This window comes from Pseudomonas sp. HP_12, assembly GCF_055283955.1.
On sequence record NZ_JBTOQG010000002.1, the window covers coordinates 37,159 to 57,552 of the forward strand.

Annotated in this window: 26 protein-coding genes; 10 read left to right on the forward strand and 16 right to left on the reverse strand. The window is 60.0% G+C overall.

Annotated elements, in window-relative coordinates:
• Positions 1-79 precede the first annotated feature (79 nt).
• From ACYASU_RS02515 to ACYASU_RS02530, 4 genes are all read right to left on the reverse strand, one after another.
• Entirely contained in the window at positions 80-1,345 is a 1,266-nt protein-coding gene (locus tag ACYASU_RS02515) for a type II toxin-antitoxin system HipA family toxin (RefSeq protein ID WP_463581862.1), read from the reverse strand.
• Positions 1,345-1,680, reverse strand: coding sequence for a helix-turn-helix transcriptional regulator (locus tag ACYASU_RS02520; RefSeq protein ID WP_463581863.1), 336 nt, complete (start codon positions 1,678-1,680; stop codon positions 1,345-1,347). Before ACYASU_RS02520 ends, ACYASU_RS02515 begins: the two co-directional genes overlap by 1 nt.
• A gap of 169 nt (positions 1,681-1,849) precedes the next feature.
• Positions 1,850-3,016 carry a PQQ-dependent sugar dehydrogenase gene (locus ACYASU_RS02525; RefSeq protein ID WP_463581864.1) on the reverse strand — a complete coding sequence of 389 codons (1,167 nt, stop codon included), beginning with the start codon at positions 3,014-3,016 and terminating at the stop codon, positions 1,850-1,852.
• A 40-nt stretch (positions 3,017-3,056) separates the two neighbouring features.
• Complete coding sequence (locus ACYASU_RS02530; protein WP_463581966.1) at positions 3,057-3,398, reverse strand: hypothetical protein; 342 nt, start codon at positions 3,396-3,398, stop codon at positions 3,057-3,059.
• A gap of 260 nt (positions 3,399-3,658) precedes the next feature.
• On the opposite strand from ACYASU_RS02530, the gene ACYASU_RS02535 reads away from it, so the two are divergent.
• From ACYASU_RS02535 to ACYASU_RS02545, 3 genes are all read left to right on the forward strand, one after another.
• Positions 3,659-4,495 carry an AraC family ligand binding domain-containing protein gene (locus ACYASU_RS02535; RefSeq protein WP_463581865.1) on the forward strand — a complete coding sequence of 279 codons (837 nt, stop codon included), beginning with the start codon at positions 3,659-3,661 and terminating at the stop codon, positions 4,493-4,495.
• A 54-nt stretch (positions 4,496-4,549) separates the two neighbouring features.
• A complete protein-coding gene (locus ACYASU_RS02540) occupies positions 4,550-5,152 on the forward strand; it encodes a LysE family translocator (RefSeq protein WP_463581866.1) in 603 nt (200 codons plus the stop codon).
• 66 nt (positions 5,153-5,218) lie between these two features.
• The gene (locus ACYASU_RS02545) at positions 5,219-6,220 is read left to right on the forward strand and encodes a diaminopimelate epimerase (protein ID WP_463581867.1); all 1,002 of its coding nucleotides are present in this window, start codon (positions 5,219-5,221) and stop codon (positions 6,218-6,220) included.
• A gap of 6 nt (positions 6,221-6,226) precedes the next feature.
• Here ACYASU_RS02545 and ACYASU_RS02550 read toward each other — a convergent pair whose 3' ends face one another.
• The 7 genes from ACYASU_RS02550 to ACYASU_RS02580 all read right to left on the reverse strand — a co-directional run bounded on the left by ACYASU_RS02550 (position 6,227) and on the right by ACYASU_RS02580 (position 11,591).
• On the reverse strand, positions 6,227-6,664 hold the full coding sequence (locus ACYASU_RS02550) for a nucleoside deaminase (protein ID WP_192171511.1): 438 nt from the start codon (positions 6,662-6,664) through the stop codon (positions 6,227-6,229).
• A 61-nt stretch (positions 6,665-6,725) separates the two neighbouring features.
• The gene (locus ACYASU_RS02555; RefSeq protein WP_463581868.1) at positions 6,726-7,220 is read right to left on the reverse strand and encodes a hypothetical protein; all 495 of its coding nucleotides are present in this window, start codon (positions 7,218-7,220) and stop codon (positions 6,726-6,728) included.
• 288 nt (positions 7,221-7,508) lie between these two features.
• Positions 7,509-8,060: a GNAT family N-acetyltransferase gene (locus tag ACYASU_RS02560; protein WP_463581869.1), complete on the reverse strand. Its 552-nt coding sequence runs from the start codon at positions 8,058-8,060 to the stop codon at positions 7,509-7,511.
• A gap of 80 nt (positions 8,061-8,140) precedes the next feature.
• A complete protein-coding gene (locus tag ACYASU_RS02565) occupies positions 8,141-9,154 on the reverse strand; it encodes an ABC transporter substrate-binding protein (protein ID WP_463581870.1) in 1,014 nt (337 codons plus the stop codon).
• Positions 9,155-9,227: 73 nt separating this feature from the next.
• Entirely contained in the window at positions 9,228-9,737 is a 510-nt protein-coding gene (locus tag ACYASU_RS02570; protein ID WP_463581871.1) for a sigma-70 family RNA polymerase sigma factor, read from the reverse strand.
• Positions 9,738-9,854: 117 nt separating this feature from the next.
• Complete coding sequence (locus ACYASU_RS02575) at positions 9,855-10,634, reverse strand: phosphate/phosphite/phosphonate ABC transporter substrate-binding protein (protein WP_463581872.1); 780 nt, start codon at positions 10,632-10,634, stop codon at positions 9,855-9,857.
• A 15-nt stretch (positions 10,635-10,649) separates the two neighbouring features.
• Positions 10,650-11,591 carry a fatty acid desaturase gene (locus tag ACYASU_RS02580; protein ID WP_463581873.1) on the reverse strand — a complete coding sequence of 314 codons (942 nt, stop codon included), beginning with the start codon at positions 11,589-11,591 and terminating at the stop codon, positions 10,650-10,652.
• Between the two features lie 123 nt (positions 11,592-11,714).
• On the opposite strand from ACYASU_RS02580, the gene ACYASU_RS02585 reads away from it, so the two are divergent.
• Together ACYASU_RS02585 and ACYASU_RS02590 are read left to right on the forward strand one after the other, a co-directional pair.
• On the forward strand, positions 11,715-12,131 hold the full coding sequence (locus tag ACYASU_RS02585) for a GNAT family N-acetyltransferase (protein WP_463581874.1): 417 nt from the start codon (positions 11,715-11,717) through the stop codon (positions 12,129-12,131).
• 111 nt (positions 12,132-12,242) lie between these two features.
• A complete protein-coding gene (locus ACYASU_RS02590) occupies positions 12,243-13,073 on the forward strand; it encodes a class I SAM-dependent methyltransferase (RefSeq protein ID WP_463581875.1) in 831 nt (276 codons plus the stop codon).
• 3 nt (positions 13,074-13,076) lie between these two features.
• On the opposite strand, the gene def is transcribed toward ACYASU_RS02590, so the two are convergent.
• The 3 genes from def to ACYASU_RS02605 all read right to left on the reverse strand — a co-directional run bounded on the left by def (position 13,077) and on the right by ACYASU_RS02605 (position 15,134).
• Positions 13,077-13,616, reverse strand: a complete 540-nt coding sequence (gene def / locus ACYASU_RS02595; RefSeq protein ID WP_192171520.1) for a peptide deformylase — start codon at positions 13,614-13,616, stop codon at positions 13,077-13,079.
• Between the two features lie 60 nt (positions 13,617-13,676).
• Positions 13,677-14,675, reverse strand: a complete 999-nt coding sequence (locus ACYASU_RS02600) for a YihY/virulence factor BrkB family protein (protein ID WP_192171521.1) — start codon at positions 14,673-14,675, stop codon at positions 13,677-13,679.
• A 267-nt stretch (positions 14,676-14,942) separates the two neighbouring features.
• Complete coding sequence (locus tag ACYASU_RS02605) at positions 14,943-15,134, reverse strand: CsbD family protein (protein WP_192171522.1); 192 nt, start codon at positions 15,132-15,134, stop codon at positions 14,943-14,945.
• A 476-nt stretch (positions 15,135-15,610) separates the two neighbouring features.
• Here ACYASU_RS02605 and ACYASU_RS02610 point away from each other — a divergent pair, with 476 nt between their 5' ends.
• Positions 15,611-15,991 carry a hypothetical protein gene (locus ACYASU_RS02610; RefSeq protein WP_065992698.1) on the forward strand — a complete coding sequence of 127 codons (381 nt, stop codon included), beginning with the start codon at positions 15,611-15,613 and terminating at the stop codon, positions 15,989-15,991.
• A 62-nt stretch (positions 15,992-16,053) separates the two neighbouring features.
• Here the strand turns inward: ACYASU_RS02610 and ACYASU_RS02615 are convergent, their stop codons facing one another.
• Positions 16,054-16,890, reverse strand: coding sequence for a CvfB family protein (locus tag ACYASU_RS02615; protein ID WP_192171524.1), 837 nt, complete (start codon positions 16,888-16,890; stop codon positions 16,054-16,056).
• Positions 16,891-17,273: 383 nt separating this feature from the next.
• On the opposite strand from ACYASU_RS02615, the gene ACYASU_RS02620 reads away from it, so the two are divergent.
• The 4 genes from ACYASU_RS02620 to ACYASU_RS02635 all read left to right on the forward strand — a co-directional run bounded on the left by ACYASU_RS02620 (position 17,274) and on the right by ACYASU_RS02635 (position 19,966).
• Positions 17,274-17,453 (forward strand): hypothetical protein, encoded by a 180-nt coding sequence (locus ACYASU_RS02620; protein ID WP_037012170.1) that lies wholly within the window; start codon positions 17,274-17,276, stop codon positions 17,451-17,453.
• A gap of 186 nt (positions 17,454-17,639) precedes the next feature.
• Positions 17,640-18,125, forward strand: coding sequence for a hypothetical protein (locus ACYASU_RS02625; RefSeq protein WP_463581876.1), 486 nt, complete (start codon positions 17,640-17,642; stop codon positions 18,123-18,125).
• A 161-nt stretch (positions 18,126-18,286) separates the two neighbouring features.
• Positions 18,287-19,030, forward strand: coding sequence for a TorF family putative porin (locus ACYASU_RS02630; protein ID WP_192171527.1), 744 nt, complete (start codon positions 18,287-18,289; stop codon positions 19,028-19,030).
• Positions 19,031-19,093: 63 nt separating this feature from the next.
• Positions 19,094-19,966: a DUF6279 family lipoprotein gene (locus ACYASU_RS02635; RefSeq protein WP_346627531.1), complete on the forward strand. Its 873-nt coding sequence runs from the start codon at positions 19,094-19,096 to the stop codon at positions 19,964-19,966.
• 16 nt (positions 19,967-19,982) lie between these two features.
• Here the strand turns inward: ACYASU_RS02635 and ACYASU_RS02640 are convergent, their stop codons facing one another.
• Positions 19,983-20,306: a transcriptional regulator gene (locus ACYASU_RS02640; protein WP_346627530.1), complete on the reverse strand. Its 324-nt coding sequence runs from the start codon at positions 20,304-20,306 to the stop codon at positions 19,983-19,985.
• Between the last annotated feature and the right edge of the window lie 88 nt (positions 20,307-20,394).

A 20,394-nucleotide genomic window follows, 5' to 3' on the forward strand; every position in this document is an offset into this window, starting at 1 on the left:
CCTCTTTTACGTTCTGCGCGGCGTTTTTACAACCGGGATTGATGTGAGGTGGGCCAGGTGTGATGAAGATCGCGAGGGATCATCCGATACGGAAGTCTGGATGCAGATCTTTCCAGTGCGCGCGCAATGCGGCTTTCTGGGTGTCTGGCATGGGACTATTTTCCAGCGCATCGGGCCACAGCGTGCGCGCGCTGTCGATGGTCGCTTTCAAGTTGTAAAGGACCGGTCGCCATGGAATGTCGCCGTACTCAGCCCATTTCTTGAAGTGCTCGAGTGACATGCCATACCAGCTTCTGGCCTTGGCCATATTCAAGGCGGGCTTGGTTTCGTCGGCAATGTAGGCCTTGGTCGTGACAATGTCATAGGCCGGTGAAAGCTCGGCGTTTCGGCCGTCGCGATAAATCATGCTCCAGTTCTTCAGGTGCGCATCGCCATTGCCAAGTAGCACATTGACCAGCAGCCGCCTCGCCATTTGTATTGCATCACGCTGGGCATGGAGCGAGCTCCGATACACCAGTTTCCCGACCTGATCGGAGCTGGCTTTGCGGTACTTATCATGTGCGTAGGCGAAGAATATCTGCGCGAAATCTTCGGCATGCACCCGCACGTTTCCTGGCAGACGGTCGAAACGACGTATGCCGTAAGCATGGGTTTCGTTCGGCAAATTGATATTCGGCAGCGCTTCAATGTCCGCCATCGGGATCAGTCTGATCTCCGGAATTTCGACACCGGCGAGCGCTGCCAGCGTCATGGCTGTGTATTCATTGAGCGGCACAAACGGGTGGATGGTCGAGGGCGTCTTAATGATCCAGTCCCCAGGCGCATCGGGATCACCGGTGATGTACCGCCCGTCTCTGTCACGCATGGAAAATTTCATCTGCACGCCAGCCAGTGAGAAATGCGCCTGGCTGTCTGGGATGTCGATGACGGTCGGGTCGATTTTTCCACGGTGCTGCAGCGCAAGCCCGGGAATAGCTGCCGCGTCCATTCGCTCTGCCTTCAAAGCGCCCGGCAAGTCGCGGCCCAGCCAGGTGAGCAGTGGAAACTCGTTATCGCGGTGGACCTTCATCGCTTGGGAGAGAAAGTCGCGCAGCGCTCCTTCCGGCAGGAGGTTGCTCAACACCGGATGCAGCTTATGGGCAGTGACGTAGGGATGCCGTTTGGCCAATTGCTGCGCAAACGCCACAGGGTCAGTGTGCGACAGCGTCAGCGGAAGTCTGGCTTGATTCTCGATGTACTCGGGCGCCAGCGTGAATACGTTTTTGCCATTGGAGTACCCCGCAACGTACCCCACACGCTGTCCCTGAAGGGTCAGCTGCAAAGCCGCTACCGTTTCATCAGCCATCAGAGATCACCCCACGGACTCTCGTCGGCCTCATGAATGAAATGCTCTGCACCTGAAGATTCATTCGCCTGCACCGCGTACGGGCGATCACTGTCGTGTGCTGCTTCGCTGTCGAGGATTCGCTGCACCGCCGCAAGCTTTGACTTGGGGACGAGAAGCAGCGAGGCATCAAGTCCTTCCGCGATCTGGTCAAGGGTCGTCAAACGCGGATTCCCACCCGCTTCGATCTTGCCGTACTGCTGACGCGTCAGGCCCGCACGCAGAGGTATCTGCTGTATCTGCAGGCCTAGCGCCAGGCGTCTTTTTCGGATTTGGTCCAGCAGGGTGGTTTTCATGGAGGCCTCACTGTCGAACAGTGAGTATGTAACGTATATGGCTCAGGTCAAGTCGATAGAGTCGTATATGGCTCATTGCGAGGGTAATGAGCCATATAAATTACATTCAATACTAAGGAGCCATATTCAGCTCATTAAAATAGAAATGAGCTGCATAGATTACATAAACCTACTGCTCTACCTTCAACCCAACCTTCAGCAACTTTCCGTCATCCTCGTCCGTCAGCACATACACGTACCCGTCCGGCCCTTGCCGCACGTCGCGGATGCGGGACTTGAGCTCACCGAGCAAACGCTCTTCATGCACCACCTTGTCGTCCTTGAGTTCCAGACGAATCAGCTCCTCGGACGCCAGCGCACCAATGAAGACGTTGTGGTCCCATGCTTTGAACGTGCTTGAGTCGTAGAACGCCATGCCGCTGACGCCCGGGGATTTCTCCCACACGTGGAAGGGATTTGTCACGCCCTCGACTATCTTGCCTTTGGACTCGGCAATCGGCTGGCCGCTGTAGTCGATGCCGAAGGTCGAGATCGGCCAGCCGTAGTTGCCGGCGCGTTCGATGATATTGATTTCGTCACCGCCACGGGGGCCGTGCTCGTTGGTCCACAGCGTGCCGGTCCAGGGGTTGAGCGCGGCCCCCTGCTGGTTGCGATGGCCGTAGCTCCAGATTTCCGGGCGCACGTTTTGCTGGCCGACAAAGGGGTTGTCCTTGGGCACGGTGCCGTCGGGGTACAGACGCACGACCTTGCCCTGAAGCTTGTCGAGATCCTGAGCCGTGGCTTTGTCGTTGTTTTCGCCCAGCGCGATGAACATATAGCCGTCGCGATCAAAGACGATGCGCGAGCCGAAGTGGTTGCCCACCGACAGTTTCGGCTGTTGCTGGAAGATACGGGTGAAGCCTTCCAGTTGGGTCATGTCTTCCGAGAGTCTTGCGCGCCCCGCCGCCGTGCCGCCGGTTTTACCATCGCTCGCGGCCTCGGAGTAGGTCAGGTACACCATGTGGTCCTTGGCGAAATCCGGCGACAGCTCGACGTCCAGCAGACCGCCCTGCCCCTGCACCCAGACCTTCGGCACGCCAGAGATCGGCGCCGACAGTTTGCCGTCGGGCGTCACCCGACGCAGGTTGCCCGTACGCTCGGTGACCAACATGCCCTGGGCGTTCGGCAAAAACGCCACCGCCCACGGATGCTGCAACCCGCCGACGACCTCATCGACGGTCAGCGTGCCGGTCTCGCTCTGGTAGGTCGCGGCAGTGGCCTGCACGGAGAGGCCCAGGAATGCGGAGGCGCATAAGGTCGCTAGCAAGGTTTTGCGGAGAGTTGTGGTACGCAACATAGGCGATTCCTTCGAAATGGAAGAGATGCTGGCGGTGGTTTCAGTTGCTGCGGCGTTCGGTATCGCTGGAAGGTCGAGCAGGTTGTTGCCGGGTCGGATGACCGTTGCCGACGCCACCGTTTTCAAGGGTGGGCGGACGGGCTTGAGTGGGGCCTATATTAGGCCCACCGACACGTGGTGCGATGGATTCGGTGCCCTGACGGCTGTTGGGGTTGGCGCGGCGGACGGCGCCGTTGTCGGGAACATTGATCGAGCGGCTCGGATATCCTGCGGCCGCCAGAAGCGGCGGCGAGTGCGCGGTGTGATCATCAGCCTGCGCCAGGCCAGCGGATAAGAGCCCGCCGAGCAAGACGACGGCGAGGCGTCGCGGAAAAGGGTTCATCATTTACCTTCTGTGGGATGGGTAACGATTCCGGTCTTTGATGGCGATCGAGCGAGTAGGTTCGCGCTGTCAGGGTGGATGAGCAACGTGTAGGACCTTTCGCTTTGTAACAAGAATAGTCGCCGCCCTGCCGGAACCGTCCCATGCGCCGACACTTCGTCGCCCGCTGCACAATTCTTCCAGACCTGCCGTAAGGGGCGCGGTAACGTATCAGGATTGACTGTTCTCCTATCAAAACCAGCCCCTTCCGAGGCCTCGCAATGTCCGACCGCAACTGGATCGAGCTCAAGCAGGACGCCGCGTCCGGCATCGAGACAGTGCGCGCGCATTTCGAGGGCCATGCCTACGATCCGCACTGGCACGACAGTTATCTGGTGGGCATCACCGAACAGGGTCTGCAGCAATTCAATTGCCGTCGACAGCAGCACAACAGCACGCCGGGCAAGGTGTTCCTGCTCGAACCGGGCGACATCCACGACGGCACAGCCCCGGAAGCGGGCGGCTTCACTTACCGCACGTTGTACCTGGACCCGCGCTGGCTGGACCGGGAGTTGCGCGCGCAGTTTGAAGAAGCGCCGGACAACGCCCAACTGAGCTTCGCAGCGACGCTGGCAGAAGACCCGCGCCTCGCCATCGCCACCGCCGACGCCTTCGAAGCGATGCACCATGATGAACTGCGCATCGTCCGCCAGACCGCGCTGGATCACCTGCTCGCCAACCTGACCAGTCACTTGCGCTGGCGCACCCTGATCGACCCCGATCCACGCCTGCCATTGGTGGCCCAGCGAGCGCGTGATTATCTGCACAGCCACTTGCATCAGGACATCGGCCTGGACGATCTGGCGCAGGTGACAGGCGTTGACCGCTTCCGCCTGAGTCGCGCGTTCAAGGCCGCGTTCGGCCTGGCGCCCCATGCCTACCTGATCCAGCTGCGCCTGACCCGCGCCCGGCATCTGCTGGCGCGGGGCGAGGCGCCTGTCAGCGTCGCGGCTGCGTTGGGTTTCGCGGATCAAAGCCATCTGGGCCGCTGGTTCCAGCGCGCCTATCGCATGACTCCGGCGGACTACCGCCGACGCTGCTCAAACGTTCCAGACTGACCGCCGACTGCGCGCCGATCATTGCTCCACGATCAATGACCGCCGAGTGGCCTTATGCAAACCCTCCTGCCCTTTCTGCTGTTCGCCTTCGTCGCTTCCATCACGCCCGGCCCGACGAACATTCTGGTGCTGACCAACAGCTCGCGCTATGGCCTATTGCGCACGCTGCCCATTGTCCTCGGGGCCTGCGCCGGCGCGGCATTGCTGGTGCTGATGGTCGGCACTGGGCTGGGGGATGTGCTGGCCCGTCATCGACAGGTGCAAACGGTGATGTCATGGCTCGGCATCGGCTGGCTGACCTGGCTGGCGTGGCAGATCTTCAGCGCGCCCGCCGAAGCAGTCGACCCGACGCAAACCCGCAGCGGTCCGACCCTGGGCTTGTGGGGCGCAGCGAGCCTGCAACTGGTCAACCCGAAAACCTGGATGATGGCGCTGGCCGTGGTCAGCGTCTTTGCGGGCACCGACGCCGACCGCATGCTGCGGGTGATGTGGCTGTCGCTGGCGTTCTTCCTGGTGTCGATCCCGTGCATGAGCGCCTGGGCCTACCTGGGCGTCAGCGCCGCCAAATTCTGCCGCTCGGCGCAGAGCATGAAGCGCTTCAATCAGGTAATGGCGGTGTTGTTGCTGGTATCTGCGTGGTTGACGTTGGTGGTGTGAATCGCGGGCGGCGACGCGTGGGTCGGCGTGATTTAATGCGCGCTGACTCCCTGATCCGGACTGACCATGGCTCGTTTCTACGACGCTCGCGGCAATATCTACGCAGTGATTACCCCCGGTGCCCTGCGCACCCTCGGCGTTCCCCTGCCCCAATCCCCGACGGAAGCCGCCACTCGCCGCCACGCCTGGACGGCTCAAGCCGTCGCAGTGATCTGTGACTGGCCTGCTGGCCAGCGCCCACCCGGCAGCAAATCTCATCGCTCGGACGGTCTTCTGGTCGGCCCGTTTCAGGACGCGGCGCCGTTCGACCTGTTGATCGTCAACACCGACGGCACCCTCGCCGAACGCAGCGGCAACGGCCTGACCATCTTCGCCCAGTCACTGACCGACGCAGGCCTTATCACCGGCAGCGCGCCGTTCACCCTGCGCGTGCATCACGACAATGCTGACTCGCCCAGCCCCGTTGCAACCCAGGCTGTGCCGGCAACGGTCGAAGGCGTGAATGGCTTCTGGCTGGACATCGGCGCGCCCGGTTTCGGCCCGCAGGCAGTGGGCGCGACAGGAACCGGTGTCGGCAGAGCGATGTTCAATGAGCGGGAGGTCAACCGGGTCGAGCGCGTGGCGGAATTGCACCCGGCATGGCAGACCAGCGTGTTCGTCAGGGTGGGCAACCCCCATTGCGTCACCCTGGTACCGGATGTGGATGATCTGCCCAGCTTCGAAAACCTTCACCAAACCGAGTTGAACGCTGCCCTGACCCGCATCGCTTTCGTCGCCGGCGAATCAGGAAGCGGCGACCCATGCTCTGGCGGGGTCAATCTGCAATGGGCCGCGCGCCTGGAAGCGAATCGAATCGCAGCGCGCGTGTTCGAACGGGGCGAAGGCCCGACGGCCTCATCCGGCACCAGCGCCAGCGCGGTTGCGTCAGCGGCCTGGTTCTGCGGCTGGGTTCAAGCGGGTTTGGTGGAAGTGGTGATGCCCGGCGGCACTGCGCCGTTGCGCCTGATCGAGCGCGACGGGCAGTTGCAGCAGGTGCAGTTGTTCGGGACGGCGCGAATCAAGGCCTGACGCTGACTACTCGCCAATGTCCTCATTCCATAGTTCAGGCTTGTCGGCAATGAACTGCTTCATCAGTCCGACGCAGGTCTCGTCGTGCAGCACATTCACCTCCACGCCACGGGACTTGAGCAGCTCTTCTTCACCCATGAACGTCTCATGTTCGCCGACGATGATTTTGCGGATGCCGTACAGCAGGATCGCGCCGCTGCACATCGCGCAGGGCGACAGGGTGGTGTAGAGCGTGGCTTCGCGGTAGACGCGGGCGGGCTGGCGGCCAGCGTTTTCGAAGGCGTCCATTTCGCCGTGCTTGATGGCGCTGCCTTCCTGGACGCGACGATTGTGGCCACGGCCGATGATCTTGCCGTCGTGGACGATGACCGAGCCGATCGGAATACCGCCCTCGTCCAGGCCCTTCTGCGCTTCATCAATGGCCGCTTGCATGAACGGGTCCATGGTCTCTCCTTTCCTTCGTGACGGGGGATGATCGAAAAAACGCTTTAGAACAAGCGCGCGCTCAAGGCTTGGCTTTTTTCAGCGCGTTGTCCAGCGCGGTGGACACGTAAACCTTGAGCAGCTCGCTGGAGCGGTCCTTCATGTCAGCGCCAACGTCGCGCTGCTTGTTGCGGAATTTGTTGGCGACGTCTGGCGCGGGGTCTGCGGCGTCCAGTGCTTGCAGCTCTTCGGGGCTGAACGATGCGGCATAAGCGGCGGCGAGGTTGCGGTCCCATTCCTGCTGATACTGCGGCTGCAGGCTTTGCAGTTCGTCCTGCACGATTTCCTGCGCCTTGGTGCGGCCGACGGTTTCGACGATCGTGGCGAAGGTCACCGTGTGGGAAGCGACTTGGTAACCCAGCCAGCCCAGGCTTTCGCCCAGATGCTTATCCTGCACGAAGGTCAGCGCGGAATCTGCGGCCACGGGCGCGGGCGCGGTTTCGCCGGCCAGTGTCACGTTCTGCAGCGCCATCAGGCCCATCAACGTCAGGCCGAGTGACGCCTTCATCATCGTCATTGCTGTCGATCTGCAATACCCCATGTCCTCTCCCGGCGACTTTTTATCGGTGATCAACGCTTTGATTGTCAGCTGGACGCTAACAGTTGAGGGGCGAGATATCCATCCCGGCTGCGCAGGGAAACGTGTAGGACTGGCTTTAGCCGGGAAGGTGTCGGATGTCACGCCACACAATCAAGAGTGCCTGCGCTGGCCTCTTCCCGGCTAAAGCCGGTCCTGGGGCGTCTTGAAAAAGCCGGTCCTACGGGGATCGCGTACTTTGTGGGACCGGCTTTAGCCGGGAAGGTCTCAAGCCAATTCGGCTGAGCCACCCAGCGCCCACTGCTGTGCGGTCATGCGGTAAATCCTCACGCCCTGGCGATGATACTGGCTGTGGACGAACCCACCGAACCCGAGTTTTTTGATCACATTGACCGACGCAAAATTAGTCGGCTGGACGATGGCGATCAGCGACGACAAGCCCAGTTGTTCAAAGCCATAAGCCAGAGCACCGCGCGCCGCTTCGGTGCCAAAACCCCTCCCCCAGAACCCGGTTGCGAGCCGGTAGCCAATCTCGATCTCGTGCTGCTCATCCACCAGCTCGGCGTTGAGACCGCAGAAACCCGCCAGGGTTGAGGTGGATTTCTCCACCACCGCCCAGGGACCAAAGCCACGTTCACGGTAAGAAAACCGACACCAGTCGATGAACTCGCCGGTAGCCTTTTCCGACAAAGCCCCTGCCACCGAATGCCGCATCACTTCGGCATCGCCCAGAATCTGCGCCAACGCCGGGGTGTCGTCAGGGGTGAGTTCGCGCAGGATCAGGCGTTCGGTATGCAGAGGAATGAATGAGGGGTTCAAGAAGTGTCACTCGTGCATGGACGGGATTGCCTGTGGGACAAGCGGCGGCCCGCTTGTCCCACAGTTTGAAGAGAAAGCGCTTACAGACCCGCCTTCACCTTGCTGGAAACCTCGGCCGGCACCCAGGCGGTCCAGACTTCCGGGTGATCCTTCAGGAAACTCTTTGCTACGACACTCGGTTCCTGACGCTTCTCGCTCATCTCGCCCAGGGTTTTGTTCAGCTGGTCGATGGGCAGGTCCACCTTCTCGAAGAAGCTCACCAGATCCGGGTACTGCTGACGGAACGGTTCAGACACGCCAATCGCCAGGTGTGCAGCGAGGGAGCTGGAGCCGATCGGGTTGGGATTGCTGGCGTCGGCAAGGGTTTTCCAGGCGGCTTCGTTGAACGGCGGCTCTTCCAGCTTGATCAGCTTGAAGCGACCCAGCAGCGGCGTCGGCGACCAGTAGTAGAACAACACCGGCTTGCCACGGCGGATGGACGATGCGACTTCAGCATCCAGCGCCGCGCCCGAACCGGTGCGGAAGTTCACGTAGCTGTCGTTGAGCTTGTAGGCCTTGAGCTTCTGGGTGTTGACGATCTCGGACGTCCAGCCGGTCGGGCTGTTGAGGAAACGGCCCTTGTCCGGGGATTCCGGGTCCTTGAAGACGTCTTTGTATTTGGGCAGGTCCGACACCGATTTCAGGTCCGGCGCCAGCGGTTTGATGCCGCGTTCCGGGTCGCCCTTGATGACAAACTCCGGCACCCACCAGCCTTCGGTCGCGCCTTTGACGATGTTGCCCAAGCCGTGGACCTTGCCTTCAGCCTCCGCCTTGACCCACGCAGGGCTGCGACCCGCCCACTCTTCGCCGATCACCTGAATGTCGTTCTTCGCCAGCGCCGCTTCCAGACTCACCGTGCTGCCGGGCAGTTTGTCGGTGGGATAGCCGTAGCCTTTTTCCACGATGGTGCGCAGGATTTCGGTGATCAGGCTGCCGCTCTCCCAAGTGATGTCACCGAAATGAATCGGCGCGGCTTTTTCCGCGCCGTACGCCGAGCCCGTCAGGGCAGCCAGTGCCAGCAGCGAGCCGCCCAGCAATTTTTTGATTGGTGTCATGGATGTCTCTCGTCGCTCGGGGATGGGAGGAGCTCAATCGGTTTGGCACAGTCGGCCGGGCACAGCACACGCTTTATTCCAGACAAGCGCGGCGGCAACAGGTTTCAGCCTTATCCATGTAGTCGCTCACCGAACGCTGCGAAATGCCCAGACGCGCGGCGATTTCAGGATAGGTCAGACCGCCGCGGCGGGAGAGCACAAAGGTTGATTTGATCTTTGCAGGCAGGCGGTCAAGGCGGCGATCCAGACGGTCAAGGATTTGCAGCGTAGCGGCGTGGCTTTCTGCGGACGCAAAAGGAACAGCGTCTTCCAGGGCCAATCCCTCCAGATAATCGCGCTCCTGATCACGCCGCCGCCAGCGCTCATACACCAGTCGCTGGGCGATAGTGGTGAGCAGCGCGCGCGGGTCGCGAATCGGCACAACGTTGGGCGAGGCCAGCAATTGCAGGAAGGTATCGGACGCGACGTCTTCGGCGCTCTGCTCGGAGTCGAGCAGCCGACGCAAGCGCAGGCACAGCCACGCGTGGTGCTGCACAAAGAGTTCGCTGAGGTAGTGGCGATGCATAACGTCGGCGCCAGCCATAAGACATCCCCTGCCCTGAAATTTTTATCATCGGGACTTTCCGAGAGGCCATGCTAGCAAGCGCGGTTATGCAGTAAAAATACTTAAAAGTGATTCTTATAGATCATCACGGAATAACTACAGCAACGGCAGACCAAGGGATATAGCCTGCTGCTGGTAGTCGAGCAGCACCTGGTAATCGGGCTCGCTCGCCGGTAACACTTCGCTGATCGCCAACACGTGGGCGACATCGGGGAGTTCGTTCAGCGCCTGATTCATGGCGGCGCGGATGGCATCAGCATCAGCGCCGAGGCGGGTGATGTAGGGCAGGCACGGCCCCTCCGCCGTACGCGCAATCACCTTTACCCCGGCGACCTCCTCGCTGGCGTCGCGGGCCAGGTAGTCGAAGGTCACGCTGTCGATGGCCGCCAGATCACCATTGCCCGCTTTGATCGCAGCAAGGCTGGCGCGATGACCGCCGGTGAGCGTGATGTCGGTGAAGAACCTGCCATCCTGTTGAAGTGGGGCTAATGCGTGGCGGAACAGGTTCATGCCGGAATTAGAATCCCGAGAATTCAGCAGGCCATGACTGCCCCTGAACTCGACCAGCGCCTGACGCGGATCGTCCTCACGGGCAATCAACAGGCTGCAATGATTACCATCGGCGCTATGGGGCAACTGATACACAGGACGCCCGACCACCTGAACCCTGCCCCGCAATTCCGTCATCAACGGATAGCCGCAGGTTTGCGTCAGCAGCAAGTGCGGCGAAAGCCACAGCGCTTTCAGATCCAGATCCGCAGCATCGAGACGCTGCACGCCAAGGATTTCCATTGTTCGTTTCAGCCACTGCCCTTGCGCCTGCTGAACGCGCGGCGGCGCGACGTACATCAACAGTTCGGCGAAGCCTTGGGCCATGTTCGATATTCCTGATCAGACGTAGGGATGTTGCGGGCTGTCGATAGGATTGAAGCTGTGCCGACGAAAGAGTTCCGCGTAACCGGCCACCAGGAATCCGCCGCTGCGTGCCAGCCACGCCTCGCGTCGCGCCCGATAGACGACGGGCATGTGATACCACGACAAGCCGGGCAAATCGTGGTGCACGAGGTGCAGATTCAGATTCAGGAACAGCCAGGCCCACGGCCATGAGGCTTCGTTGATCACCGTGCGCTCCTGGGGTTGCTCGCCCGGACGATGCTCGTAATAGGAGCGAACCATCGACACCGCCAGCGCCGGGACGCTGCAGAAGAGCACGTAATGCAAGGCCGAGATCGCGCTGTAATGCTCGGTGAACCAAAACATCAGCACCAGCAATCCACCATGGGTCGACCACATCGCCCAGGCCTGACGCTCGCCACGCAGCAATCGGCGGGTTTCGCCAATGATCAGACTGCTCAGCGCCAACGGCACGCCAAACACCAGACGCCCCGGCGGGGTCTTGTCGAGCCAGCGCAAGAAACGCATCACTTTGCCAGTCTGCTTCCAGTGCGACCGGCTCAGGTAGCGGCTCTCAGGGTCGCGGCCGGGCACGGTCAGGTCTTCGTCGCAGTGGTGCTGCATATGGGTGTCGCGATACAGGGTGTATGGGTACCACACCGCAAACGGCGCGTAACCGAGCACCTTGTTCAGTCGCAACGAACGCGTCGGATGGCCGTGCAGCACCTCGTGTTGCACGGACATCCACAGCACCAGCAGCGGGATCATCAACAGCGTCGTCGGCCACACGCCCAGGTGCGGGCTGGCAACCAGCAACGTCGGCCAGCCTGTGTACAGACCGATCAGCAGCAACCAGGTCGGCCATTCCGTGCGGCCCGTAAAGCTTGCGCGCAAACGCTTGATCTCTTCGCGCTGCGCGTCGTCCAGATAGTGGGGCATTGGTGGTTCCTGCATTCGGGCTGATAACCGGTTGTGCAACGACGCAGGAAAAACTTGTAGATCGATTGGTTATGACGGTAGAACCATGCGCCCAATCGACCCTTTATCCGACGCCCGCAGCCCATGCCCGACATCCAGTTTTCGCCCCTTCCCGACGTGCAGCGCCCGTTGCTGGAGAAGTTCTACCGCGCCCATCGCTCACCCATGCGCGCCAAGGGCGAGGCACAGATGTGGGTGGCGCACAGGTCGGAGATCGTGGGCGGTATGTGCTTGACGCCTGTTGCGGGTGGGCACTGGTTGACCGGGCTGTTCGTTGCGTCAGCCGAGCGCGGGCGGGGTGTCGCGGCGGGGCTGATCGCCGCAGCGCTGACGTCGGTTGAAGGAAACATCTGGTTGTTCTGTGAACCTGAGCTGAGCGGCTTTTATCAGCGACTCGGCTTCGTGGAAACATTGCAGCTGCCCCAGGCACTGGCCTCACGCCTGGAGCGTTATCGCCAGACCAAGCGATTGGTGGCACTGGCTCATTTGACTGGCCCGTAACCCAACAGCGGCTTAGAACCTTTCCTGCGGTGGACAAAACCAACCGTGCCATCGGAGGCCCCGCTTCGCGTGCTAGCCTCGCCGATCATTTCTTGGTCAGGCAGGACGCACATGAAGCCGGCGCTTATGGTTTTCTCCCTCGCGGCACTTTCGGCAACGGGCTTGGCAGTGGCGGCGAGTGCTGCGCCCGAATCCACTGTCAGTCACGAGCAGTTTGCGACCGTGCTCGGCGGCAACTGGCGGGTGCCGCAAAATGCGGCCCGCGATCAATACCGTCACCCTGAGCAGACGCTAACGTTTTTTGGCCTGCGCCCTGATCAGACGGTCATTGAAATCACGCCGGGCAACGGCTGGTACAGCGAACTGTTGGCACCGCTGCTCAAAGATAAAGGCCATTACGTGGCCGCCATCGTCGACCCCGCCATCAGCGATTACGCGAAGAAATCCGCCGACAGCCTGAAGCAGAAATACGCCGCCGACCCTGCCCATTACGCCAAGGTCGAGGTCGTGGCCTATGCGCCCCAAGCGCCGGTCTTCGGCAAGCCAGGCTCGGCCGACACCGTGCTGACCTTCCGCAACGTGCACAACTGGGTCGACGCCGGTAACGAAGCGGCGACGTTCAAGGCGTTTTACGAGGTGTTGAAACCGGGCGGGACGCTGGGCGTGGTCGACCATCGGGCCAAACCCGGCACCACCGCCAAAGACAACGAAAAGAACGGCTACCTGCCGACGGACTACGTCGTGAAACTGGCGCAGCAGGCAGGTTTCAAGCTGGCGGCCGAGAGCGAAATCAACGCCAACCCCAAAGACACCAAGGACTACCCCGACGGCGTCTGGACACTGCCGCCGGCGCTGGTCAAGGGTGAGCAGGACAAGGCGAATTATCTGGCAATCGGCGAGTCCGACCGCATGACCCTGCGGTTCATCAAGCCGAAGAACTAGCCGTTATTCGTCCGCGTTCGGGTCCATCCCCGGGAACAGCACTTCGATGAAGCCGAAGCGGCTGAAGTCGGTGATGCGTGACGGGTACAACCGGCCGATCAGGTGATCGCATTCGTGCTGGACGACCCGCGCATGAAAACCGCGGGCTTCACGCTGGATAAGCTTGCCGTCCGGGTCGAAACCTTCGTAGCGGATGTGCTCGTAGCGATCAACCACACCGCGCAGGCCCGGCACGGACAGGCAGCCTTCCCAGCCCTCTTCCAGGGTTTGCTCAAGCGGCGTAATCAACGGATTGAGCAGGATGGTCTGGGGAACGGCCTCCGCATCCGGATAACGATCGCTGCTCTCGAAACCGAAGATCACCAGTTGCAGATCAATGCCAATCTGCGGCGCAGCCAGGCCGACACCGCCGACGCTTTCCATGGTCTCGAACATGTCCTCGATAAGTGTCTTCAGCTCTTGCGAACCGAACATCGACTCGGGGACAGGTGGCGCGATGCGCAGCAAGCGCTCGTCGCCCATTTTCAGAATTTCGCGAATCATTGCGGGCCCTCTGCAACGGGCAGAGGCGCCACAAGCGGGCGCCGTCTACCTAGAGCGTGATCAGAATTTGTCGGTCTTCAGCACCGGCGGCGTTGGGGTGTAATCGTGGTCATGGCTGTGATCGCGGCCGAGACCCGAGACGTGCTGCTTGAGGTGCACCGTATTGAAATCGGCCGTGCCATCGCGCTCACCTTCTTCCTTCTCGCCTTTCTCTTTGCCCTCGGCTGACATGTGCTCGATCACCGCGTTCATCTCGGCGCCCAGCAACAACACCGCTGCCGAGATGTAGAAATACAGCAGCAACACGATGATCGCGCCGATGCTGCCGTACATCGCGTTGTAGTCAGCGAAGGTTTTCACGTAGTAGGCGAAGCCCAGTGAAGCGACGATCCACACCACGACCGCAAGCACTGAGCCCGGCGTGATGAAGCGGAAGCTCTGTTTAACGTCGGGCATGACGTAGTACATGATTGCCACCGCGACCATCAGCAGGATGATGATCAGCGGCCAGCGCAGAACTGTCCACAAGGTGACGATGAAATCTTCCATGCCAATCTGCGCGGCGAGCCAGTTCATGACCACCGGGCCGGTGACCATCAGCGCGGCAACCGTTAACAGCATGCCGGCGATACCGATGGTGTAGAACACCGACAGCGGAATGCGTTTCCAGGCCGGGCGCGCTTCGACTACGTCATACGCGGCGTTCATGGCGCTCATCATCAGGCGCACGCCAGCCGAGGCGGTCCAGAGTGCGATGACGATACCGATCGACAGCAAGCCGCCTTTGGATTGTTGCAACTGGTCGATCACGGGGTTGACCTGGTCGAGGGCCTGGGGCGGCAGGACCAGTTCGGATTGCAGCCGCAACCAGCTGAAAAAGTCCGGCAGGTGCAGGAAGCCGATCAGGGCAATCAGGAAGAGCAGGAACGGGAACAGCGAAAACAGCATCTGGTAGGCCAGTGCCGAGGCGTAGGTCGACATCTCGTCATCGAGAAACTCTTTGACCGTTCTGACCAACACTGTCTTGATGCTGAGCTGGCGCAAGTCCGGGAATATCATGGCGTCTCCTTCGCGACACAGATGTAGCCGAAGCACGGTTATTGATTAAGGCGTTTCTACAAGCGGTATGCATACGAGCGGGCAATTGCGTTGAAATTCCGTCAGTTGCCCGAACGGGCTGGCTTTTTACAGGGTGCCCGGGGTATTGGCTACATTTGATGTGTTTCAGGCGGTCGGCGACGCAAACGATAACGGCCATCGAAGGATGGCCGTTACTGTGATGCAAATCAGCTCGCCGGGAGCATGGCAGCCCCGGGCGCAAGGGATTTAGACCTTGTCGACGCCTTTTTTCACAGCGTCTTTAGCGTCGCCAACGGTTTGTTGCGCTTCGCCTTTGATTTCCTGCGCTTTGCCTTCGGCACGCAGTTTGTCGTTGTCGGTCACTTTGCCGACGCCCTGCTTGACGTTGCCTACCGCTTCGTTGGCCAAGCCTTTGACTTTATCGCCGGTGCTGCTCATAGGGTTAACTCCAGGGTGAGAATAAGTTGTCATTACCTCGACACTAGAACTGACCGGAGCGGTGAATCAGAGGTTCAATTATTTCGCGAATGGATTGAAATGGCGCCTTGAGGCTGGGTTTTCCATGCGCCTGGAGGGATCGGAATCCATCCTAATAACCAGCGGCAGGCACATCAAAAGCTTCCCGGCTGAAGCCGGTCCTTCGTGGGGCGACGCCGGTCGCACTGACGGCACGCGCTGCGTTTAGTGGGACCGGCTTTAGCCGGGAAGAGGCCAGTCCAGGCGCTGATGTTCGATCGTTCCCACGCTCTGCGTGGGAATGCATTTCGGGACGCTCCGCGTCCCCATGAAAGCCCGCGAATCGCGCCGGCCAATTTTGCCTTTATGTTTCCCCGAGAACCCCGGAGAATGCGCGACCGAACCGGCGGCGCTCAGGGCGTCGGGCCAGGTTGACGAGACCGTGATCCAGGAATGTTATGAAACTCGATAAGCAGCAGGCCATTGCGCGCCGTAATGAACAGCTCGGCGGCGCCGTGCTCGGCACCAATAACACCCACTTCGCCGTACTCGACCCCAAGCGCAATATCTGGTGGTTTGATTTGCCCATGAGCCGCCTGGCGGTGGGTCAGTACGAGTGGCTGCATCTGCTGTTGCACACGCCGAGCACGGACGAATTGATTCACCTGAAGGTGACCACCAAGTTCCTGCGCGATCAGAAAGACGCGGTGGTGGTTCGCAACGAAGGCAAGCGCAAGTCCACCGTGAGCCTGGAGCTCTCGGCTGACAAGGATTCGTACTTGAAGGACATGCGCCCGAACGGCGCAAACCTGAGCTTCGCCAGTTTCGTACAGAAGTGATCTGGCAAGGCTAATCAGACGACCGCAGCGCAGGTCATCCCGCGCTGCAGCCGAGTGTCACGTCAGACCAGTTCGATACGGTCGGCGTGAATGACGATCTGGCCCTGTTTGTACAGTGCGCCGATCGCTTTCTTGAAGTTGCCTTTGCTGACGCCAAACAGGTTGCTGATGACCTGCGGATCGCTCTTGTCGCTGACGGGCAATACGCCGTTGTTGTCACGCAACTTGCCGAGGATCTGCGCGTTGAGGCTGCTGGCAAGCTGCTCGCCCACCGGTTGCAGGCTCAGGCTGATGTTGCCGTCGCTGCGCACTTCCTTGATGAAGCCTTTTTCCTGTTTGCCCGAACGCAGGAACTTGAACACCTCGTTCTTGTGAATCAGGCCCCAGTGCTTGTTGTTGATGATCGCCTTGAAACCCATCGCGGTTTCTTCCGCCACCAGCAAGTCCACTTCCTGCCCCACGGTGTAGTTGGCCGGCACCTTGTCCAGATAACGATCCAGACGCGTGGTCGCGGTGATGCGGCGGGTGTGCTTGTCGAGGTAGACATGCACCACGCAGTAGTCGCCGGCTTTCAGCGGCTGCTTTTCTTCCGAGTACGGCAGCAGCAAATCCTTGGGCAGACCCCAATCCAGAAAGATGCCAATGCTGTTGACTTCAACCACTTTGAGGCTGGCAAATTCACCCACTTGAACCTTGGGTTTCTCGGTGGTGGCGATTAACTTGTCATCGCTGTCCAGATAAATAAAGACGTTGAGCCAGTCTTCATCTTCGCTGGGAATATCTTTGGGGATATATCGGTTGGGCAGCAAAATTTCGCCGTCTTGTGCCCCGTCCAGATATAAACCGAAGTTAGTGTGTTTAACCACTTGCAAACTGTTGTAGCGCCCGACTAAAGCCATGTCCAGATACCCTCGTTACGTGGGCGGCATTCTACCCGAATTCGGGCGGGCATTCCGGTGGCCATTTCGGATCGACATCTGCCGTCGGCATCGCCGCCCTGGAAATCAACGCCTTGATGAACCACGCAGCGCAGGCGGTGCCGAGCTAAAGCCATTCGTCAGGTCGTCGAGCCGGTCCGCCGCCTTGAACACCGGCCGTAATCGACGGAACGCCAGATTAAACATCGCAATTAAAACAGTCATTTAGCCGCTGCTTTCGGAAAATAATTGCGCTCATCCTTGCGCCCGCCACGCCTCCCCCCGTCCGATAATACCCAAGCAATTTCCGGTCAATTCCGATAGGATGGCCGGCCGTATTAAATTTATATAGGTCAATAGCAGCCATGCGTGTAAAAGCATCCAATTCGAAAGCCAAGCCAGCTCCTGCCGTTGAGACCAGCGATTCGATCAACGCACAAATTGCAGCTTTCCTGAAATCCGGTGGCGAGATCCAACAGATCGCCAAAGGTGTCAGCGGCCAGACCTTCGGCCCATCCAAACAGATCTCCCTCGGCAAAAAGTAAATTTTCTCCCGCCTCCGCGGTCGACATCCAGGCGCTTTGATCACAAAGCGCCAGGTCTATCGCTCCCTCGCTGTACAAAGCTCTGCTTTACTCTCGTCACATGACTGCTCCTCAATGCTGTTACCCATGGGTCATGGAAAAGAGCGGACGATGCCCTGATCTGCTGACGTCTCTGCGGAAACCGATATGAACAAACGGATGATCATTGGCGCCCTGCTCAGCCTCGGGCTCACCGGCTGTGCGACCCACGGATGTGACACCTCGATGCCAGGCAGCGCCTGCCGTGCCGACTATCTGCTGTATCAGAACGACATGCTCCAGGCCAAGCTGCTGATCAACGAACGCCGCGCCGAAAACGACGAACTCGCCAGCGCACTTCTTGAACGGGCAGCACGCGAAGACACAACCGGCGAAGCCGAGTTTTACCAAGCCATACTGCTTCTGCGTCAGAACGCCGAGCCAACGCTGATCGATGCCAGGCTCAACGATTCTGCAGATCGAAATTACCCGCTGGCCATCGCCCTGCTTGCGCAAAGGGCCGGAATGGACGATCAGGAAAAGGCACAGAAGTACCGCACCCAGTACGAAAAACTGGACGTAGCCACCAGCGGTTATCCGTCTTTTCCTCAAGCCTTGATCGTCGTCAATCAGCTGATTTCCCCCGCGAACTGATCTGAAAGCTCTGCGCATCTGCCTCGAATCGACCAATGGTCGTGAGATGGCGCCAATCGGCGGTATCCTTGCACCGCTCTAGCTCGCGGTTCTTGCCAGGCCATTCGGCTTTCGGATAGAAACCTTCGACCCACTCCTCTGAAACCTGAAAGGAGTGAAGCATGCCTTATGCTCGCTGTTTCAACCGTTGGACCGGTGCGGTGTTTACCTGCGCCGCCCTCATGCATCACGCCGCCAGCGCTCAGGTCATCGAGCGGGAGCTGGGCGACTTCAGCCTGAAGCTCGGCACCACGCCCAGCCGCACCATGGCTCAGGGCCTGGTGACACCGAGCGGTGCCGATACCAAGTTCCACGGCGGACTCGATCTGACCCACGACAGCGGTTTCTACTTCGGGCAATGGTCCCCCAGCGCAGGGCTGACGCCCGACACCGCGCTGGAAGTCGACTCCTATATGGGGTTCAAGAAGCCCTTCGACAAAACCCTCGGTTACGAGCTTGGCGTCATTCGCTACAGCTACCCGAATACCGACCAGCTCGACAGCCACGAGCTTTATGCCGGTTTCCGCATTTTCGACAGCCGCATCGGCACCGCCTTCAGCACCGACGCCGGTCGCCAGGACAGCACCGTGTTTCTCGACCTGGGCAGCATGATTCCCTTGGGCCTGGACCTGCGCATGCAGTACGGCAACCACCAGCTCGATTCGCCCACGATCATCGACGGCGGCGGCGTGGTCAACGCCTACAGCGACTGGTCGTTCAACGTGTCGCGCCCTGTTCTGGGCATGGACATGAACCTGATGTACAGCGGCTCGAGCCTGACCGGCGCCGATTGCAGCGCCTACAGCGGCCACAACACCCAGTGCGAAAGTACCGTTACCCTTAAGGTCGTGCGCTCGTTTTTCTGATGGGTTGAACCGCCATGACCTGACTTGCTCTATAACGGTGAGACGAACCGGCAAGGAGCTGTCATGGGCATTGTGTTGAAGACCTTTATTTCGCTGTGGCTGAGCCTGACGCTGTTGGCGGGGTGCAGTCAGATTGGCCTGACGTATCGGCATCTGGACTTCATCATTCCCTGGTCGCTCAACGACTACTTGGACATGAACGCTTCGCAGAAAGACTGGCTCGATGAGCGCTTGAAAGAGCACTTGAGCTGGCACTGCACCACTCAGATTCCCGGTTACCTCGACTGGCTGGACCGTCTGCAAGGGATGGTCGAAAACAACCAGGTCAATCAAGAGCAACTCAAGGCACGCACCGCCGAAGCGCGGCAAGCCATCGCCACCCTCTCGAAAGAAATCACGCCCTCGGCGGTCGAGCTGTTGCGTCAGCTGGACGATCAGCAGGTGGCCGAGATGGAAGCCGCATTCGCCAAGGACCTGCGCAAGCATGAGGACGAGTACGTCGACCAGCCGCTGGACAAGCAGATCAGTGAACGCGCTCAACGGATGGAGAAACGTCTGACGCCCTGGATGGGCAAGCTGAATGCAGCCCAACAGGCTCGCGTGATGCAGTGGTCGACCTCGCTGGGCGAGCAGAACCGGCTGTGGATCGACAACCGCGCGCACTGGCAGTCGCTGTTGCTGGCGGCGGTGAAACAGCGCAATGCCGGTGATTTTGATCAGAAGATTGCCAGTCTGTTGCAGGATCGCCAGACCTTCTGGACGCCCGAATATCGCGCCACCTACGACCATACCGAGCAGGCAGCGATTTCTCTGATTGCGGACCTGATGGCGCAGAGTACCCCTGATCAACGGCAGAAGTTGCTGGCGAAAATCGCCGATGTGCGCAAAGACTTCACAGATTTGAGTTGCTACAAGAGCATAAAAAAAGCGTCCTGATCAGGACGCTTTCAGGTCAGGCGATTTGCGCCTTGGAGGCCACCTCATCAAAGGTCGCCTGGTCCAGCGCATCGGCCTGTTCATCCAGCACCTGACGCGGATGGTCGTTGCCTGGAATGCTGCTGTCGATCATCGCCAGCAAGCTCGCGCCTCGAGGCGTAAGGGTCGCGCCTTCGCCATTCCCGCCATCACCACTCGTGTGGGCGGCAATGAACCCACGTTCGAGCAACAACGCTCTCAATTCTGCGGCAGACGCTTCTGATGCATCAGCGATTGCGACGCTGTTTTGTACGTGGTGCAACAGACGCTCGATCAGGTCCCAGTCGTATCGTTTAGACATGTTTCATCCTCCAGTGGGCCAACAGGGCAATACCCGTGACGTCCGGTCATCGGGCTTGATGCTCAGTGGTTGTGACCCAGTGGAGGGC

What these genes read in the sequence shown, in the direction of transcription:
- ACYASU_RS02575 (WP_463581872.1), bottom strand. Translation starts at nt 10,634, where the DNA reads ATGGCCCAAGGCTTCGCCGAACTGTTGATGTACGTCGCGCCGCCGCGC.
- ACYASU_RS02605 (WP_192171522.1), bottom strand. Translation starts at nt 15,134, where the DNA reads ATGAGCAGCACCGGCGATAAAGTCAAAGGCTTGGCCAACGAAGCGGTA.
- ACYASU_RS02590 (WP_463581875.1), top strand. Translation starts at nt 12,243, where the DNA reads ATGAAGCCGGCGCTTATGGTTTTCTCCCTCGCGGCACTTTCGGCAACG.
- ACYASU_RS02525 (WP_463581864.1), bottom strand. Translation starts at nt 3,016, where the DNA reads ATGTTGCGTACCACAACTCTCCGCAAAACCTTGCTAGCGACCTTATGC.
- ACYASU_RS02530 (WP_463581966.1), bottom strand. Translation starts at nt 3,398, where the DNA reads ATGAACCCTTTTCCGCGACGCCTCGCCGTCGTCTTGCTCGGCGGGCTC.
- ACYASU_RS02610 (WP_065992698.1), top strand. Translation starts at nt 15,611, where the DNA reads ATGAAACTCGATAAGCAGCAGGCCATTGCGCGCCGTAATGAACAGCTC.
- ACYASU_RS02640 (WP_346627530.1), bottom strand. Translation starts at nt 20,306, where the DNA reads ATGTCTAAACGATACGACTGGGACCTGATCGAGCGTCTGTTGCACCAC.
- ACYASU_RS02615 (WP_192171524.1), bottom strand. Translation starts at nt 16,890, where the DNA reads ATGGCTTTAGTCGGGCGCTACAACAGTTTGCAAGTGGTTAAACACACT.
- ACYASU_RS02535 (WP_463581865.1), top strand. Translation starts at nt 3,659, where the DNA reads ATGTCCGACCGCAACTGGATCGAGCTCAAGCAGGACGCCGCGTCCGGC.
- ACYASU_RS02565 (WP_463581870.1), bottom strand. Translation starts at nt 9,154, where the DNA reads ATGACACCAATCAAAAAATTGCTGGGCGGCTCGCTGCTGGCACTGGCT.
- ACYASU_RS02520 (WP_463581863.1), bottom strand. Translation starts at nt 1,680, where the DNA reads ATGAAAACCACCCTGCTGGACCAAATCCGAAAAAGACGCCTGGCGCTA.
- ACYASU_RS02545 (WP_463581867.1), top strand. Translation starts at nt 5,219, where the DNA reads ATGGCTCGTTTCTACGACGCTCGCGGCAATATCTACGCAGTGATTACC.
- ACYASU_RS02585 (WP_463581874.1), top strand. Translation starts at nt 11,715, where the DNA reads ATGCCCGACATCCAGTTTTCGCCCCTTCCCGACGTGCAGCGCCCGTTG.
- def (WP_192171520.1), bottom strand. Translation starts at nt 13,616, where the DNA reads ATGATTCGCGAAATTCTGAAAATGGGCGACGAGCGCTTGCTGCGCATC.
- ACYASU_RS02550 (WP_192171511.1), bottom strand. Translation starts at nt 6,664, where the DNA reads ATGGACCCGTTCATGCAAGCGGCCATTGATGAAGCGCAGAAGGGCCTG.
- ACYASU_RS02540 (WP_463581866.1), top strand. Translation starts at nt 4,550, where the DNA reads ATGCAAACCCTCCTGCCCTTTCTGCTGTTCGCCTTCGTCGCTTCCATC.
- ACYASU_RS02635 (WP_346627531.1), top strand. Translation starts at nt 19,094, where the DNA reads ATGGGCATTGTGTTGAAGACCTTTATTTCGCTGTGGCTGAGCCTGACG.
- ACYASU_RS02555 (WP_463581868.1), bottom strand. Translation starts at nt 7,220, where the DNA reads ATGACGATGATGAAGGCGTCACTCGGCCTGACGTTGATGGGCCTGATG.
- ACYASU_RS02600 (WP_192171521.1), bottom strand. Translation starts at nt 14,675, where the DNA reads ATGATATTCCCGGACTTGCGCCAGCTCAGCATCAAGACAGTGTTGGTC.
- ACYASU_RS02515 (WP_463581862.1), bottom strand. Translation starts at nt 1,345, where the DNA reads ATGGCTGATGAAACGGTAGCGGCTTTGCAGCTGACCCTTCAGGGACAG.
- ACYASU_RS02625 (WP_463581876.1), top strand. Translation starts at nt 17,640, where the DNA reads ATGAACAAACGGATGATCATTGGCGCCCTGCTCAGCCTCGGGCTCACC.
- ACYASU_RS02620 (WP_037012170.1), top strand. Translation starts at nt 17,274, where the DNA reads ATGCGTGTAAAAGCATCCAATTCGAAAGCCAAGCCAGCTCCTGCCGTT.
- ACYASU_RS02580 (WP_463581873.1), bottom strand. Translation starts at nt 11,591, where the DNA reads ATGCCCCACTATCTGGACGACGCGCAGCGCGAAGAGATCAAGCGTTTG.
- ACYASU_RS02630 (WP_192171527.1), top strand. Translation starts at nt 18,287, where the DNA reads ATGCCTTATGCTCGCTGTTTCAACCGTTGGACCGGTGCGGTGTTTACC.
- ACYASU_RS02570 (WP_463581871.1), bottom strand. Translation starts at nt 9,737, where the DNA reads ATGGCTGGCGCCGACGTTATGCATCGCCACTACCTCAGCGAACTCTTT.